The following is a 15,942-nucleotide window of genomic DNA, read 5'->3' as shown; positions in this document are numbered from 1 at the left end:
TTTACCACGATATGACAATATTTGAACATTACCGTCAAAATTTCAGCAAATATTCACGGAAAATAGTTGTCTAGCTTCTCTCTTCTCAATAATGCTCCGAGGCAAGGTTTTTTTTGAAAAGTAAGAGTATTTAAATTATAATTTATGAGATTGGATTATTTAGGATGGGAGATAGGCTGATGACTAAAATTAAAAATATTGGACAAATTGGTGTGCCCGTGAAGGATATTAATAGAGCGACTACCTTTTATAAGGATTTACTGGAACTTCCTCTGCTGTTCAATACTGAAACGATGGCATTCTTTGAATGTAATGGCCTGCGCCTTCTGCTAAGCCTTCCTGAACAGGAGCAATTTGCTCACCCAAGTTCGGTTATCTATTTTCAAGTTGCGGATATTAAGGAAAGCTATCAAGGATTAGTTGAAAAAGGGGTCAGCTTTATCGATGAACCGCACATTGTCGCCAAAATGGGGCAAACAGAAACATGGATGACGTTCTTCAAAGATACAGAAGACAATACCCATGCACTAATGAGCGAAGTACAAAGTTAGTGCTGCAAAGGAAGCCGTTTTGGATGGCTTCCTTTATTCTTTTGAAAAAACTGTCATTGACTCATGCTATTATTAGTATTAATATATTAGTTTGCAAGCATCTTACCTTAACGTGGTTCGAGATCCTCCCACGAAAAAAAACTAAGGAGAAATGAATATGGAGAAAACAACTAACACAGTAGCACAACCAATTGGTGCCAAACCAGGTATTGGTTCTGTTGAAACTGCTGCAGCCGGCAAGGCACACAACAAAGTGCATGGAGTTGTTGTGGGCGGGATTGTCGCCGCATTATATATTGCTGTTTCAGCCTTAATTCAGCCGTTTGGCTTTACCCAAGTCCAGTTCCGTGTCTCGGAAATGTTTAATCATCTTATCGTTTTTAACAAAAAGTACATTTATGGAATCGTTCTTGGTGTATTTTTGACGAATTTATTCTTTTCACCATTGAAGGCTTATGATCTAATTTTCGGTGTCGGCCAGTCGGTGATTGCCTTGTTGATCGCGATTATCTGCGCCCGCTTTATCAAAGGCATCTGGGCACGAATGGTCGTCAATACACTCGTCTTCACGTTTACAATGTTCTTGATCGCCCTTGAACTTCACCTGGCGTTTGGTTGGCCCTTCATGTTTACATGGCTGACGACAGCCGTTAGTGAATTCGTCGTGATGGCCGTCGGAATGCCGGTTATGTATGCTATTAACAAACGCGTCCATTTTGAAAAAATTGTTTAAACACAATACGAGTTGCTGCTAAAACTGAAAAAAGCAGCAACTCTTTTTTGTTGTGAACTAGTTGATCATTCTTTTTATCTTTTGGATTTCATCCCCATTTATTTGATTGCGAAAATCCCCATTCATTCTTATTGCTGAGCCAAAATGGTATTCCGATGCCTGGAGTTGTTTATGTATATACTCAATATTACTTGAAGTAAGACCTGAACCCGGCATGATGATTGGGTGATTAGGAGTTTTCTTCGACTCCGCTAACATCTTCTTTAATGGGTCAAGTCCTTCGAGGACCGTTGGTTTTCCACCTGAAGTTAAAATCCGATCTACATGATATAGCGAGTGGCAAAGAGACTTATACACCTCTAAAGCATCCGTTTGATCAATGGCTCGATGAAAGGTTACGGAAAGACCTTGCGCTTCTTCTAAAACCATGGCGAGAATCTCAAAATCAACTGTATTCTTTTCGGTTAACCCTCCAAAAACGATTCCTGCAGCACCTAACTCTTGAATTATTTTAATATCTTCTCTAATAGCATCCCATTCACTCTTACGGTATTCAAATGAATAGCTGTGAGGCCGAACCATTACCATAACGGGAATCTCCACACTTTTCACAACCGTTTTAATCGTTCCGTAACTTGGCGTCAGGCCGCCTTCGGCGATTGCGGAAACTAACTCAAGTCGGTCCGCCCCATTTGCTTCAGCCGTTTTTGCATCTTCTTGATTTAAGACAATAATTTCTACTTTGCTCATTTTTCAACCCTTCTTAATTGGAAAAATATTTGTAATACGATTCTGTTTGTGTCCGGGTAATACAGTCATTTTTCTCAAATACTCTTTTCATTTTCTTATTGGCAATTTCGGTACTCCCAATGTAGTAGGTTGCCCCCATTTCCTTTAGTGTCAATAACGATTGAAGGTGCAGGGCAGTACTAAAACCTTGCCCTCTCGCTTCAGGTATTAGTCCAAAATAAAACAATCTCCCCTCATCCATTGTACCCGGCTCGAGGTGCGGGATGGAAATTCCAATCGGGTTATTTTGCAAATAATATACATGGCATGATTCTTCCCAGTCTTCCCCTAGTTCGCTTTTAACCGACATTAGGTGCTGATCCATTGTTAAGGAAGAGGGTTTATTATCTGAACCTGACATACAACTTTCCCAGAGGGATTTAAATTCAGATTCTGAATAGCTTTGATCAGCTAAGGCAGCATAAGTAAACGGTGTTTCCCCTTTATCAAGGTTCGTTAAATCTTTATAAACCTCAATCCTAGAGGAAAAATGTTCAAACCCGTTTCTTAGGAACAATTCTGATAGGTAATCAAATTCTGCGGCCGTCCTTTCCAAAGACACACCAATTCGTTCTAATCCCCACTTCGAACACAGATCAAGCAAGTTTGTGAGGTCTTGCTCTGAAATGAGGCCTGTTGGTTTTTCTTTTTGTTCGAAAGTAATGTAGGATGGAAAGCCATTTAGTATTTTAAAGGTTTTGCCAAGTAAACCTTCTACAAATAATTTTTTGTGCATAACTCACTGCCTTTCTCCATTTAAACCCCTATCATTATTATGATTTTAATAAAAATAGAGACAGGAATACAAATTCAGTGATTGGAAATTGCTGATTAATTTTTCGATTTTTTCGTGAATTATGATAGGATTAATTTGTAAGGTTATATCGTGAGATTAGAGGGGAGAGAACGGAGTGTTACAACGCCCATTAGAAAATGAATATCCTGAGTATTACGTACCTTATGTAAAACTTGTTTCGGATGGTGACCTTTTACTGATTTTGAAGGAAAATTTAGCGGAGATGACTGCACTTCTTGAAGGATTATCAGAGGATAACGGTCATTTCCGTTATGCCCAAGGTAAATGGAGTATTAAAGAAGTCCTTGGCCATATGGCAGACACTGAAAGAATCATGAGTTACCGCCTGCTGCGAATTGGTCGCGGTGACCAGACACCCTTGGCAGGATTTGACGAGAACGATTTTATTGCGGGGTCTCAGTTCGATTATCTTCCGAATAAAAATATCCTCGAGGATTTTGCAGCAACACGAAATGCCACGATCACGTTAATTATGAATATGCCGGAAAAGGCATGGGCCAAAAAGGGTATTGCCAACGAAACCGAAATCACCACCCGAGCCATCGCCTACATCATCGCTGGCCATGCCATCCACCACCTGAAAATCATTCATGAAAGATACCTGCCAGAATTGAAATAAACCCTTTGATTGTAGTGAAAATGGTGTCAGGCACCACTCGTGGACAAATGTCCGCCCGGGGTGGACACTCTCGTTTTTTTCGGTTTAGTAAGAATTTAATCTTGCGAACGTTAGTTCTGTGTTTTATAATGGAATTATCGGTAATAATATGTAGTGGGCTGCATTCATTGACAACTACCTAATGCCTGGCTATCAACCTATCGATACAAAGAACTTAAGGAGCTGATTATTAATGACGGTACGATTAATTCCCTATTTAGTAATGGACGGAAATGCAAAGGAAGCGATTCATTTTTACAAAGAAGCATTGAATGCTGAGGTTCTCTTTCACCAATCTTTCGGCGAAATGCCGGAAAACCCAGAATTTCCTATACCTGCGGAAGCAAAGGACCGTGTGAGTCACGCGACAATAAAAGTGGGTGAAACAGAGTTAATGTTTTCTGATACATTCCCTGGCCAGCCACATCAAAGCGGATCACAAGTTTCGATTTGTATTACAACTGACGATGCTGCAATGGCTCATAAGTTTTTTGATGCGTTAAAGGATGGCGGTCAAGTGGGTATGCCGCTGCAAGAAACCTTCTTCAGCCCAGCTTACGGCAATGTAACAGACAAGTTCGGAATTACCTTTCAAATTTTCACTGAAGGTCGACAATAGATTGTATCAAAACAAAACAGCTCTGTTCGCATCGATTGCGACAGAGCCGTTTTTCTTTTTTGTAGGTCATTAACTTAGCAGACACAAAACCTACAATCTAAAGTTAGAAATAAACGTAAAAAATTCCTTTTGTTTGGAATGATCATATTTCATAACGGCATATGTGTTAGCTTCGGGCATTGCGATCGAATGACAATCGACCTCTAGTAATCTTCCTTCTAATAATTCTCTCCTGACCGTTGATGTCGGTAGGAATGATACCCCCAATCCCTCAACAATAAACCTTTTCGTAATATGGACTTGCGAAACTTTCATCATTCTTATACTTGGATATTTAATTTTCACTACTCTGCAAAGATGCTCCCAATAACCAGGATGATTGTGGGTTAATAGATAGTTGGATGTTAATACTTCCTCTTCATCTAACGGGGGAGCTGATTCGGCATCCCTCCCATCATGCTGTGCAACCAATATGACTTTATCTTTATATAAAAGCTCACTATTCAAACTTGGATGATTACTGTTTAAGCAAGACAATCCTAGATCTATCTCCTCCTTTAAGACCGCCTGCTCAATGTCAACAGATTCAATAATTTTTACTGAAATCTCCACTTCCGGGTACTGCTTGGTATAGCTCTTCAGAACGTAGGGTAAGATGGTATCCGCGATTAGGGGTGAGATACCGAGTGATAATTTCCTTGTGTATCCTTGACTAAAGGAAGATAGATCCTCTAGACCATGTTGATAAACCTCCAGCAATCTAGTTGCATGAACTAAATATCTTTTCCCCTCCTCCGTCAGTTTAATTTTTTTCCCTTCACGATGAAACAATTGAGTTCCCAATTCTTTTTCCAGTTGTTTAATATGAACCGTTACGGAAGGCTGTGAAATATATAGGATCTCTGCTGTTCTGCGAAAATTGCCACAATCAGCAGCCGTAATAAAGGTATTTATCCATTGAAATTCCATATATCGCTCCTTATTAAAAATTTTAATTAATCACTTCTAAAATATTCAATATTCTTAATTATTCTTTTCCTATAAAATAACACTAAATAAGGAAGGGAGCGATTTTTATGATTCAGAAAGGGTTGAAGGGAATTGTTGCGGCGGAAACATTAATCAGTCATATTGATGGAGAAAATGGCCGGTTATTTTATCGAGGGTACGAAATACGTGAGATTACGAAAGGATTTTCTTTTGAGGAAACAGCCTATCTTCTTTGGTTCGGCCACTTACCTGATGAGGAACAGTTAAGCGCGCTAAAAGACGAGTTGAAATCTAACCGTGAATTACCCGAATATGTAAAGGTAGCCATCGACCAACTCCCGCCCGCCATGGATTTAATGAGTGTTATCAGAACTGCTATTTCCGCTGAAGGCGGTCAGTTGGATTATGGATGGAAACCTAGTGTTTCACAGGCTATCCGGTTAACAGCGTTGGTTCCTACAATTATCGCCTATCGAAAAAGATTTTTAGAGGGGCAAAGTTTTTTTCCACCTCGAAGCGATTTAGACTTTGTTGGAAATTACTTGTATATGCTAAATGGTAAAGTGCCTATAACTGCCCATATCGAGGCCCTCGAAATCTATATGATCCTAACCTTAGAGCATGGAATGAACGCCTCCACTTTTTCTGCCAGGGTTACAGCATCCACTGAATCAGATTTAGTTTCGGCAATCACATCAGCTGTCGGAACAATGAAGGGTCCGCTTCATGGCGGAGCTCCTTCAGGAGTCATCGAACTTCTGGATGAAATTGCTATGGTTGGAGATGCCGAAAAGGTAATTAGAGAAAAGGTTTTGCGCGGGGAAAAATTAATGGGGTTTGGACACAGGGTGTATAAAACGCATGACCCACGAGCAGTTGCATTAAAAGCAAAATTAATGGAGCTGGTTGGTGAGAATGAGTGGCTTGACCTAGCGATGACAGTAGAGAATACGGCTGTTAAGTTATTAGCGGAGCTGAAGCCCGGTCGATTGCTTTATACAAATGTAGAGTTTTATGCTGCGGCCATCATGAAAGCAATCAATATGGATGCGAAACTTTTCACCCCTACCTTTACTGCAAGCAGAATGGTCGGATGGACGGCACACGTTCTAGAACAAGCAGAAAACAACACCATCTATAGACCACAATCTAAATATATTGGGATCCACAATAAATCGTAGTTATGGTGTCAGGCACTAAAACTAACCCCAACGCAGTTTTTGGCGTTGGGGTTAGTTTTATCCCATTTTTGTTCGTGCTGCTGCTGGCTGATACTTTCTCATTGGTCCTTTTTCAAGTACTTCTTGAAGATAGAGGTTCCCGTTCGGACTTGTTTTTTTAAGCAGTTCCATTAAGTATGTAATATCATCCAGCGCTCTATGTGTTTGGTAATTTGTGATATTGTGTGCTTGTAAGAGAGTCAAGAGCTTACCATTTGAAAACCCATAGTTTTTCCAAGGGATATTTCTCATCGTGCAATACCATTTTAATTCGTTGACCTCGGGATACATGTGATAAAGAAAGCTGCGATCAAAAGAAGCGTTGTGTGCAAACACAGTGTCCGCACGATGAAAATAGGTCTTTACTTTACCATCATAAAAGCTTTTTCCTCTAACCAACTCGTAAGGGATCCCATGTACCCTATATGCTTGGTCATAATTATTTCGGGCTGATGTCGATAAAGGCTCCCGTAAAAAGGAATCTTCCTCAATTATTTCGATGATTTCCCCAGAATCGGATCGATAAGTAAATAACTTTAATGCCAGTTCAATCACTTCATCTTTAGTAGGACCCAATCCGGTCGTTTCCACATCCAAAAGCAAACCATATTTTTCTATGCTAGGCACCATCATCATTCCTTAATACTTATGTTTTCCACTATTATAACAAAGCTTACCCAACTAATACATCTCCTAAATATCCCTATTGATAACCAAATAGTCTTAGTTTCCAACACCTGCTTGTAACAAAATGTTCAAATCATTTTTACAGAAATGTGAACTATTGAGCAAACTTCCCTATTTTTAAAATTAATTTGTTATATTAACAGTGTACTTAATATATAAAACCTAATTACTAAGGAGTGTTTCACATGGTAGTCAATTGGTTAAGAGAAAACAAAGTTGCCGCTGGAATTTTGACAGTTCTTCGGTTATATATCGGTTATTCTTGGTTAACAGCTGGGTTCCACAAACTGACAGGCGGATTTGATGCATCTGGATATTTAAAAGCTGTAATTGCCAATCCTGTTAAAGGCCCTGATGGCGCCATGGTTTATGGCTGGTATGTTGATTTCTTAAAGCATTTCGCTTTACCAAACGTAGATATTTTTAACACAATCGTTCCACTTGGCGAATTCTTAATCGGACTTGGGCTAATTCTTGGCTGCTTAACAACCGCAGCAATGTTCTTCGGTCTTGTAATGAACTTCTCGTTCTTCCTAGCCGGAACAGTATCTCATATTCCTACAGACCTTTTCATCGGTGCGATAATTCTGTTCGCAGGCTTCAATGCAGGCCGCATTGGTCTTGACCGCTGGGTAATCCCATTCATCCGCAACACTGCATTTAAAGGTAACAAGAAGGTAAAACAAACTGCCTAGCAAATCAAGTAAACAGCCTCCTTCTTATCACGAGAAGAGAGGCTGTTTTTTTGAAATAAAACAATATTGAAATTTTAAGCACATCGGGTGTAATTTTATTCGGGGGTTGTTAGAGAATCACCAGCAAATCCAGCAAGAAACGCCTTAATAATGATCATCAAGCTCTCATCTAAATCCAGTGCCATCTTAAAGCCGCCCCTTTGCTCCAACGCAGAAAATCCATGTAGAATGCTGCGCAATCCCCGGACAGCGTGTAAAGCACTAGCACCCTCTAAATGATATGCCTGCAAAATACGGACGGACAGTTCTACGATTTTTTCCCCTGCCTGCTGCACATCAACATCCTCTGGGTCCGGTGCGAGCAAGGTCGCCTCATAAACTCCTGGGTGCTCCCGGGCCAAATTGACATAGGCTTGACTAACCGCTAGTACGGCTTCGGTGCCTGACACCCCAATCGCTGCATCAGCCATTCTCGAATAAAGCATATCAATTCCATATATCGCCAGCTTTTTCCTCAGCCCTGGCAAACCGTCAAAATGGTTATATAATGAAGGAGGGCGAATCCCCAATTTCTTAGCAAGATTCGCCAGTGTAATCTCCTGAATACCTTGTTGATCTGCTAGTACCCCTGCTGTTTCCAGTATCGTCGTTAAATCAAGTCCAATTTTTGGTCTAGGTGACATTCTTAGCTACTCCTTTATCCTATTTTCCGTTCTAAATTTTCAATCGCTTGATCCATAACTTTCACAGGATTATCGACCATTTCTCCATGGCCAACTGCAAGAAGCTTAGGTTCATAGCCCACTAGTTTCTTTGCACTCACTAGCGCCGTTTTCTTACTCCATGTACCGAAGGCCGGGAACGGGAACCATGGCTTTATATCTCCCGCGACCGCAATTCCGCCTCTTGTCTGGAAGGCATCACCAGCAATCAATGCCTTCGTCCGCAAATCGAAAACCGATAACGACCCTGGGGTATGTCCCGGCGTTTCGATTGCTGTCAATGAGCCAATCAGGTCGCCTTCTTTCAATAAAATATTCGCTCGCGTTTTTAATTTTTTCGGTACACCGCCTTTAATCGGCGTTTGCTCCTCATGTGAATCTAGAGAACGGTCGTTATTCATTAATCTGTGATCTCGAACTGAAATATAAACCAGTACCTCAGGCAGTAAGTCCTTTATCGAATCTAATGCACCGACGTGGTCCTCATGTGCATGTGTCAACAAAATTTTTGTAATCGGCTTGCCGATTGTTTCAGCCGCCTTCATAATCCCCTTTGTGCAAAAACCAAGTGCAGCATCAATCAAGGTTAACCCGTCTTCTTCTTCGACCAGATAGCAATTTACTGGAAAAACATTTGCCATGAATGTCACTTGATATAAAAAACCATTTTTAATCATCCTCATAATAAGCCATCCCCTCTTCAACTAATATCGTTAGTTTTATTTTAACTAATGATATTAGTTAAGTCAATATTTTATTCCACCTTTTTACAAATATTTTTAAAATGGTTTTTTTATGCGCGTTGTTAAATAATAAACAAATATTGAATTTTTAGACACATACTGTATAATTGTTCCCGAATCAATAAAGAGAAAGTTACTTTTATAGACGGAGGTGGCTGCCATGACAAACGCTGCTATTATTCAATTTAACAATGTTACTAAGCAATATGATAACGATCCGCCAGTTCTTGACGATGTAAGCTTTGAGATTGAGCGCGGAAAATTTTATACCCTTCTTGGCCCCTCTGGATGCGGCAAGACAACGATTCTAAGGTTAATCGCTGGATTTATCGAGCCCACCAATGGAGAAATTTATTTTAACGAAAAAAAAATCAATGCCATACCGGCCAATAAGCGCCAGGTAAATACGGTTTTTCAAGATTACGCCCTTTTTCCACATTTGAATGTATTTGAAAACGTGGCCTTCGGATTACGCATCAAAAAAATGAAAAATGCTGAAATAGAGCGGAAGGTAAAGGAAGCACTTAGCTTTGTTAACCTCAAAGGCTATGAAAACCGGGAAATCCGCGAAATGTCCGGCGGTCAGCGTCAGCGTGTCGCTATCGCTCGGGCAATTGTCAACGAACCAGAAGTCATCCTTCTTGATGAGCCGCTTTCCGCTCTCGATTTAAAGCTGCGGACCGAGATGCAATATGAACTCCGTGAGCTTCAGCGCCGTCTGGGGATTACCTTTATCTTCGTCACTCACGATCAAGAGGAAGCACTCGCGATGTCCGATGAAATTTTTGTCATCGATAAAGGGAAAATTCAGCAAAGCGGCACACCAACTGATATTTATGATGAGCCGATTAACCGTTTTGTTGCGGACTTTATTGGTGAATCGAATATTGTTGATGGAAAAATGTTGAAAGATTTTCGAGTGGAATTTGTCGGTAGAGAGTTTGAATGTGTTGACAAAGGTTTTAACGTGAACGAAGCGGTTGAAATTATTATCCGTCCCGAGGATTTGGAAATCACTACGTTAGAGCGGGGCAAGCTCCAGGTCCGCGTTGATTCCCAGCTGTTCCGGGGTGTTCATTATGAAATAAGCTGCTACGATAAGGATGGTAATGAATGGCTTGTCCATTCCACGAAAAAGGCGGCAGTTGGCAGTAAAATCGGACTTTATTTTGACCCGGAGGCCATTCATGTTATGCGCCATGGTGAAACAGAGGAAGAATTCGACCGCCGTTTAGAAACCTATGCTGATGTGGACCGCCATGGAGAATAAACGAACCCGCGGTCTTTACCGGATTCCTTATCTGCTGTGGATACTTCTATTTGTGGTTGTGCCGATTTTACTTGTTCTTTACTATTCCTTCTTTGATATTGAGGGGAATTTTTCATTCGTCAATTATCAAAAGTTTTTCACACCCGTTTACTTAAAAATGACGCTCAGCTCGTTTTGGTATGCGTTTTTGATTACAGCTATTTCACTGTTGATTTCCTACCCAACAGCATATTTACTTACAAAAACCAGACATAAACAATTATGGCTGTTATTAATTATTGTCCCGTCGTGGATAAATTTATTGTTAAAAGCCTATGCTTTCATCGGTATTTTTGGAACGTATGGCGCTGCAAACAGCTTTTTAAAAATGATTGGCATTGGTTCAAGGCAAATCTTATTTACCGATTTCAGCTTTGTGTTTGTATCGGTATATATTTTTATCCCTTTCATGATTTTGCCGATTTTTAACGCCTTAAATGAATTGAACCCGACCTTTATCGATGCTGCCAATGATTTAGGGGCATCTAAATGGACAACCTTTCGCCGCGTTATTTTTCCATTAACGATTGACGGAGTAAAGTCCGGCTGTCAGGTAACCTTTATTCCTGCGCTTTCATTGTTCATGTTAACGAGATTAATCGCCGGTAACCGCGTGATTACACTTGGAACATCGATTGAGCAGCACTTTCTTGTAACACAGGACTGGGGCATGGGCTCAACGATTGCGGTCTTTTTAATTATTATTATGGTGCTGATTATGGTCGTTACTGGTACCCGAAAGCGAGGTGTGTAGAATGGATAAAAAAATAACCCCTTTATCAAAAATATTTCTTGCGGTCATCTTTTTTATCCTGTATGCACCGATTTTCTTTCTTGTCATCTTCTCTTTCAACAGCGGCGAAACGATGTATAATTTTAAGGGCTTTTCATTAGAATGGTACCGCGAGCTGTTTCAAGATACGAGACTGTTGATCATCGTTTTAAATACAATTGTGGTTGCTTTTTTATCAGCGCTCTTCTCCACCATCATTGGTGTGCTTGGAGCTTTAGCGATTCATCAGGCGAAAAAAAGGCAAACAAAAAATACTTTATTATCGTTAAACAACGTGTTGATCGTCAGTCCAGATGTTATTATTGGCGCTTCGTTCTTAATTTTGTTCACGATGGCCGGGCTGAAACTTGGCTTTTATTCCGTTTTGTTATCCCATATTGCTTTTAGCATTCCGATTGTCGTCTTGATGGTACTGCCAAAATTAATGGAGATGAGCCCGACGTTGATTGATGCCGCCCGCGATTTAGGAGCGAGCAGCTGGAACGTAGTGACGAAGGTGATTATCCCGTTTATTACACCAGGAATTTTCGCCGGCTTCTTTATGGCGTTAACGTACTCATTAGATGATTTTGCTGTAACCTTTTTTGTAACTGGGAATGGGTTTTCTACACTTTCAGTTGAGATTTATTCCTTAGCGCGCCGGGGTATTTCCCTAAATATCAATGCCTTATCCACCCTGCTGTTCCTATTTACCTTGCTGCTAGTGGTGATCTATTACTTTATTACCCAGCGTAACAAGCCTAATGGAATGGGGGTGCGTAAACGATGAACAAACTTGTCCGTTTTTTTCTGTTCATTGCTGTTGTTTCGGCCGTGCTTCTTTATGCGATTTCTAGTTTGAATTCATCGCAGGGTTATTCCGGCGGCAACACGCTGACGGTTTTTAACTGGGGCGACTATATTGATCCGGATTTAATCAAGAAGTTTGAAAAAGAAACGGGAATCAAAGTCATTTATGAAACGTTTGACTCCAATGAGGCGATGATGACCAAAATCGAACAAGGCGGTACAAATTATGATATCGCTGTTCCATCTGAATATATGATTGATAAAATGCGTCAAGAGGATTTGCTCATCCCGTTGGATCATTCGAAACTGCCCAACTTAAAACATATTGATAAACGGTTTATGGATTTGCAGTTTGACCCAGAGAATAAATATTCCATCCCTTATTTTTGGGGAACCGTCGGCATCGTTTATAATCCAAAGATGCTGCACGGCAAGGAAATTACCAGCTGGAATGACCTTTGGGATCCTGATTTAAAAAATGAAATCTTATTAACCGACGGTGCCCGCGAGGTAATCGGCATGGGTCTAAACAGTCTGGGCTATTCGCTTAATGATACAAACAAACAGCATCTAGTCGAGGCAAAGGAAAAGCTCGACACGCTCACACCGAATATCAAAGCGATTGTCGGCGATGAAATCAAAATGCTCCTCGCCAATCAAGAGGCTTCCGTCGGTCTAGTCTGGTCAGGTGATGCCTCGGAAATCATGTCAGAAAATGAGGATTTAGACTATGTGGTACCAAAGGAAGGTTCTAACCTCTGGTTTGATAATATGGTCATCCCGAAAACAGCGAAAAACATCGAGGCAGCCCATAAATTCATTAACTTCATGCTTGATCCAAAGGTTGCCGCTAAAAATACCGATTACGTCGGCTATTCGACGCCTAACAAGGGCGCTCTAAAATACATGCCCAAAGAAGTGGTCGAGGATGAACGGTTCTATCCATCCCCAGAGCTGACAGAAAAGCTAGAAGTATACGAAAACCTTGGTAAAAAGAACCTAGCCTATTACAACGAGCTGTTTTTGCAATTTAAAATGCACAGGAAATAAGAATAGCGCAAGCGCCTTAGTCTTCATGAATCCGAAGATTGAGGCGCTTTTTTCTTCCTGATCATGAATTTGTTATGAAAGTTTAGGCTAAGTTAAAAAATGATGGTTGACCTTTGAATTTGTCAGGAGTATACTATGAACATAAGTTTATAAAGTAAACAAATGTTTAGGTGGTGATTATGTGGCTGAAAAAGATTTTGAAAAATTGACCGAAAAGGAACAGTTGATTTTCGATTTGATTCGTAAAAATCCTTATATTTCGCAACAGGAGATTGCAGAAATCTTAGGGTTATCTCGACCTTCGATTGCCAATATTATTTCCGGTTTAACTAGAAAAGGTCATATTGTAGGCAGAGCTTACGTATTAAATGAGTCCCAGCAGATCATTTGTATTGGCGGAGCCAATGTAGATCGAAAACTCCATGTGAAAGCGAAAGCTCAGCTTGGTACTTCCAACCCGATTCAATCTTCACAAAGTGTTGGAGGAGTTGCGCGGAACATCGCCGAAAATCTTGGACGCCTTGGTGCCAAAGTGACATTATTAACAACTAGTGGATCAGACAGCGATTGGTCTTTCATTGCCGAATCATCATCACTATATATGAACCTAGATCAAGTGACACAAATCCCGGGAATGTCAACTGGCTCCTACACGGCGGTACTTGACACAAATGGAGAATTAATCATCGCGCTTGCCGATATGGAAGTCTATGAGGAGATCACACCTGACTTACTCCGTAAACAAGATATTTTATTGAGTCGGGCAAAATGTATCATGGCCGATCTAAATTGCCCGAAGGAAACATTGCAGTATTTATGCAATTTTGCCAAAATCCATGAACGGCCGATTGTTTTGATACCGGTTTCATCTCCGAAAATGAGCAGGCTTCCTGCTGATTTAGATGGAGTGACCTGGTTAATTACCAACCGCGATGAGTCAGAAACGTATTTAAATTGCGAAATCAAAACAAAAGACGAGTGGAGACAAGCACTAGAGAAATGGCTTTCACTCGGTATCGCCAATGTAGTAATTACCAATGGAAAAAAAGGCGCCATGATTGGAAATAAAGAAGAAGGGATTTTTCATATTCCTTCGATTGAAACAAAAGAAATTGTTGATGTCACGGGGGCCGGAGACGCTTTTTCCTCTGCTGTCATTTACTCGTGGCTTGAAGGTCATAAGTTGACCGATATTGCCAAAGCAGGCACTGTCAATGCTTCTAAGACATTGCAATCCGCCTACACTGTTCGCCAGGATTTATCACCAACTCAACTACAAAAAGACATGGAGGAATTATCATGAAACAGTATATTACATTAGCAGAAGAAGTACGTGCAGCGAAAGAACAAGGAAAACCGGTAGTAGCTTTAGAGTCGACTATTATTTCTCACGGCATGCCATATCCGCAAAACGTAGAAACAGCTCGTAAGGTTGAACAAATTATTCGCGATAACGGAGCAGTTCCAGCAACAATTGCGATTTTAGATGGACAAATTAAAATTGGTTTATCAGATGACGAGCTCGAAATGTTTGGAAAGAGTTCCGATGTTGCAAAAGCATCACGTCGTGATTTAGCTTACTTGATTGCAACAAAGAAAAAAGGCGCAACAACCGTTGCAGCGACGATGATCTGTGCAGAGTTAGCCGGAATTAATATCTTCGTTACCGGTGGAATTGGCGGCGCACACCGTGGGGCTGAAACAACAATGGACATTTCCGCTGATTTAGAAGAATTAGCACAAACAAACGTAGCAGTCATTTGCGCTGGGGCAAAATCAATTTTAGATTTAGGCTTAACAATGGAGTATCTTGAAACAAAGGGCGTACCGGTTATTGGCTATCAAACAGATGTCCTTCCTGCCTTCTATACAAGAACAAGCCAATTCCCAGTCAACTTCCGTGCAGACGATGTTGAAACTGTAGCCGCTACTTTAAAGACAAAATGGGATTTAAATCTGAAAGGCGGAGCAGTCATCGCTAATCCAATCCCTGAAGAACATGCAATGGATGAAAAGACTATCACGGATGTAATTGAGACAGCATTGAAGGAAGCAGAAGAAAAACACATCGCTGGTAAAGATGTAACACCATTCCTTTTAGGAAAAGTTAAAGAACTAACTGGCGGAAAGAGCCTAGAATCCAACATCGAACTTGTTTATAACAACGCCGTAGTTGGCGCAAAAATTGCTGTTCAGTTTGAGGCAATGAAAAAATAGTAAGTAGTTATATTTATGGGTCTTCAATGGTGTCACTTCAATGGTGTCAGGCACCGCTCGTGGACACTTGTCCACCCAGTGAGGACACTGGTCATTTAGACATTATATACAAAGAGGGACTTCCATAGGAAGTCCCTCTTCTCAATCAAAGTCCATTTGTTTAAAAGCTATTATCTTCTTTTAAACTTTCCTTGTTCATATACCAATTGTTCACCTGTGTGAGGATCGCAAAGACAAAAAAGAAATTCATTGCCCAGACGTTGATGAATGGAGCTAAGCCGCCAAACTCAATCGTCGCGTAACCTTTTAACTTCATCACAATCATCGATTCGATAAAAATAAGGATAAAACCAATAACACCCGCAGCAGCCGCTCTAATCATTTCTTTCTCCTCCTAAAACATTCCATTTATTTGTTTATTCATTCGTTTTCCCTATATCAATACCAACAACAGGACAATTCCAACAATTTTGTGAACACTCTCACCTCTATTATATGGCAAAAAGGCTTTGTAAAACACCCTAAAAAATAGAAAAAGGTGTCAGGCACCATGTGAATTT

General features: G+C 40.6%; 19 protein-coding genes and 1 riboswitch. Of the genes, 12 read left to right on the top strand and 7 right to left on the bottom strand.

The features are described 5' to 3' along the window. Nucleotides 1-179: 179 nt before the first annotated feature. Both BANVL01_RS06780 and BANVL01_RS06775 read left to right on the top strand, forming a co-directional pair. Nucleotides 180-551, top strand: coding sequence for a VOC family protein (locus BANVL01_RS06780; RefSeq protein WP_156482205.1), 372 nt, complete (start codon nucleotides 180-182; stop codon nucleotides 549-551). 106 nt (nucleotides 552-657) lie between these two features. Next, nucleotides 658-702, top strand: a riboswitch (PreQ1 riboswitch). 6 nt (nucleotides 703-708) lie between these two features. Then, nucleotides 709-1,284, top strand: coding sequence for a QueT transporter family protein (locus BANVL01_RS06775; protein WP_082804896.1), 576 nt, complete (start codon nucleotides 709-711; stop codon nucleotides 1,282-1,284). A 57-nt stretch (nucleotides 1,285-1,341) separates the two neighbouring features. On the opposite strand, the gene BANVL01_RS06770 is transcribed toward BANVL01_RS06775, so the two are convergent. Then, entirely contained in the window at nucleotides 1,342-2,034 is a 693-nt protein-coding gene (locus BANVL01_RS06770) for a copper homeostasis protein CutC (RefSeq protein ID WP_066083328.1), read from the bottom strand. Nucleotides 2,035-2,047: 13 nt separating this feature from the next. Continuing rightward, nucleotides 2,048-2,809, bottom strand: a complete 762-nt coding sequence (locus BANVL01_RS06765; protein ID WP_066083326.1) for a GNAT family N-acetyltransferase — start codon at nucleotides 2,807-2,809, stop codon at nucleotides 2,048-2,050. Between the two features lie 175 nt (nucleotides 2,810-2,984). On the opposite strand from BANVL01_RS06765, the gene BANVL01_RS06760 reads away from it, so the two are divergent. Beyond that, the gene (locus BANVL01_RS06760) at nucleotides 2,985-3,509 is read left to right on the top strand and encodes a DinB family protein (protein WP_066083323.1); all 525 of its coding nucleotides are present in this window, start codon (nucleotides 2,985-2,987) and stop codon (nucleotides 3,507-3,509) included. Nucleotides 3,510-3,741: 232 nt separating this feature from the next. Then, on the top strand, nucleotides 3,742-4,167 hold the full coding sequence (locus BANVL01_RS06755; RefSeq protein WP_066083321.1) for a VOC family protein: 426 nt from the start codon (nucleotides 3,742-3,744) through the stop codon (nucleotides 4,165-4,167). Nucleotides 4,168-4,257: 90 nt separating this feature from the next. Here BANVL01_RS06755 and BANVL01_RS06750 read toward each other — a convergent pair whose 3' ends face one another. Then, a complete protein-coding gene (locus tag BANVL01_RS06750; RefSeq protein WP_066083319.1) occupies nucleotides 4,258-5,136 on the bottom strand; it encodes a LysR family transcriptional regulator in 879 nt (292 codons plus the stop codon). 107 nt (nucleotides 5,137-5,243) lie between these two features. Between BANVL01_RS06750 and BANVL01_RS06745 the strand changes: the two genes are divergently transcribed. Beyond that, nucleotides 5,244-6,338: a citrate synthase/methylcitrate synthase gene (locus BANVL01_RS06745; protein WP_066083317.1), complete on the top strand. Its 1,095-nt coding sequence runs from the start codon at nucleotides 5,244-5,246 to the stop codon at nucleotides 6,336-6,338. A gap of 57 nt (nucleotides 6,339-6,395) precedes the next feature. Here the strand turns inward: BANVL01_RS06745 and BANVL01_RS06740 are convergent, their stop codons facing one another. Continuing rightward, entirely contained in the window at nucleotides 6,396-7,013 is a 618-nt protein-coding gene (locus BANVL01_RS06740) for an exonuclease domain-containing protein (RefSeq protein ID WP_235845495.1), read from the bottom strand. 236 nt (nucleotides 7,014-7,249) lie between these two features. Between BANVL01_RS06740 and BANVL01_RS06735 the strand changes: the two genes are divergently transcribed. Next, complete coding sequence (locus tag BANVL01_RS06735; RefSeq protein ID WP_066083313.1) at nucleotides 7,250-7,759, top strand: DoxX family membrane protein; 510 nt, start codon at nucleotides 7,250-7,252, stop codon at nucleotides 7,757-7,759. A 95-nt stretch (nucleotides 7,760-7,854) separates the two neighbouring features. Here BANVL01_RS06735 and BANVL01_RS06730 read toward each other — a convergent pair whose 3' ends face one another. Next, a complete protein-coding gene (locus tag BANVL01_RS06730; protein ID WP_066083311.1) occupies nucleotides 7,855-8,442 on the bottom strand; it encodes a TetR/AcrR family transcriptional regulator in 588 nt (195 codons plus the stop codon). A 14-nt stretch (nucleotides 8,443-8,456) separates the two neighbouring features. Then, on the bottom strand, nucleotides 8,457-9,164 hold the full coding sequence (locus tag BANVL01_RS06725; protein WP_066083309.1) for an MBL fold metallo-hydrolase: 708 nt from the start codon (nucleotides 9,162-9,164) through the stop codon (nucleotides 8,457-8,459). A 220-nt stretch (nucleotides 9,165-9,384) separates the two neighbouring features. On the opposite strand from BANVL01_RS06725, the gene BANVL01_RS06720 reads away from it, so the two are divergent. The 6 genes from BANVL01_RS06720 to BANVL01_RS06695 all read left to right on the top strand — a co-directional run bounded on the left by BANVL01_RS06720 (nucleotide 9,385) and on the right by BANVL01_RS06695 (nucleotide 15,382). Next, nucleotides 9,385-10,494 (top strand): ABC transporter ATP-binding protein, encoded by a 1,110-nt coding sequence (locus tag BANVL01_RS06720; RefSeq protein WP_066083306.1) that lies wholly within the window; start codon nucleotides 9,385-9,387, stop codon nucleotides 10,492-10,494. Then, on the top strand, nucleotides 10,484-11,287 hold the full coding sequence (locus tag BANVL01_RS06715) for an ABC transporter permease (RefSeq protein ID WP_066083304.1): 804 nt from the start codon (nucleotides 10,484-10,486) through the stop codon (nucleotides 11,285-11,287). The genes BANVL01_RS06720 and BANVL01_RS06715 overlap by 11 nt, the downstream gene beginning before the upstream one ends. 1 nt (nucleotide 11,288) lies before the next feature. After that, nucleotides 11,289-12,095, top strand: a complete 807-nt coding sequence (locus tag BANVL01_RS06710) for an ABC transporter permease (protein WP_066083302.1) — start codon at nucleotides 11,289-11,291, stop codon at nucleotides 12,093-12,095. Next, entirely contained in the window at nucleotides 12,092-13,165 is a 1,074-nt protein-coding gene (locus BANVL01_RS06705; RefSeq protein WP_066083301.1) for an ABC transporter substrate-binding protein, read from the top strand. Before BANVL01_RS06710 ends, BANVL01_RS06705 begins: the two co-directional genes overlap by 4 nt. A gap of 181 nt (nucleotides 13,166-13,346) precedes the next feature. After that, entirely contained in the window at nucleotides 13,347-14,468 is a 1,122-nt protein-coding gene (locus BANVL01_RS06700) for a PfkB family carbohydrate kinase (RefSeq protein ID WP_066083298.1), read from the top strand. After that, on the top strand, nucleotides 14,465-15,382 hold the full coding sequence (locus tag BANVL01_RS06695; RefSeq protein ID WP_066083297.1) for a pseudouridine-5'-phosphate glycosidase: 918 nt from the start codon (nucleotides 14,465-14,467) through the stop codon (nucleotides 15,380-15,382). Before BANVL01_RS06700 ends, BANVL01_RS06695 begins: the two co-directional genes overlap by 4 nt. 160 nt (nucleotides 15,383-15,542) lie before the next feature. Here BANVL01_RS06695 and BANVL01_RS06690 read toward each other — a convergent pair whose 3' ends face one another. Next, a complete protein-coding gene (locus BANVL01_RS06690; RefSeq protein WP_066083296.1) occupies nucleotides 15,543-15,764 on the bottom strand; it encodes a hypothetical protein in 222 nt (73 codons plus the stop codon). Nucleotides 15,765-15,942 lie beyond the last annotated feature (178 nt).

The organism is Neobacillus novalis NBRC 102450, assembly GCF_001591805.1.
Classification (GTDB): Bacteria; Bacillota; Bacilli; order Bacillales; family Cytobacillaceae; genus Neobacillus; species Neobacillus novalis.
The sequence above is the reverse complement of the archived record's forward strand: the minus strand, read 5'-3'. Positions and strand labels throughout refer to the sequence as shown.